This window comes from Treponema sp. R6D11, assembly GCF_054786075.1.
Genome location: NZ_BDHD01001325.1, coordinates 1 through 330 on the forward strand (window position 1 = coordinate 1; position 330 = coordinate 330).

The following is a 330-nucleotide window of genomic DNA, read 5'->3' on the forward strand; positions in this document are numbered from 1 at the left end:
CCAGTACACCGCCTTTATAAGCTTCCGCTCCCTGTTGCAGAATATATACACGCTCCCGCTGAACGGATCCTCTTTCATCTTCTCCTGAACTATCGCCGTCAGACCGCTTACCCCTTTGCGCAGGTCGACGCTTCCGGGATGTATGAATATCCTTGCCTTGCTTACATCGATTATCATGCCGCCCCTCCTATTCATTCCATGACCGCCCGTAACGCTCCGCCGTCAGTCCCCAGCGGGATATGAATCTTTATATCCCCTTTCTCTATGAGTATCTGCGGCGCTTGCTCTGTCGCTTTCATAACCTGTGCCGTTACTTCCACAAAGCCGGAT

The 330-nt window shown here is 52.1% G+C and carries 1 protein-coding gene; it reads right to left on the reverse strand.

From position 1 onward, the window contains the following. Positions 1 to 195: IS66 family insertion sequence element accessory protein TnpB (gene tnpB, locus ACYVTD_RS18615; RefSeq protein WP_461249071.1), on the reverse strand; the 195-nt coding region annotated here is incomplete at its 3' end. Positions 196 to 330 lie beyond the last annotated feature (135 nt).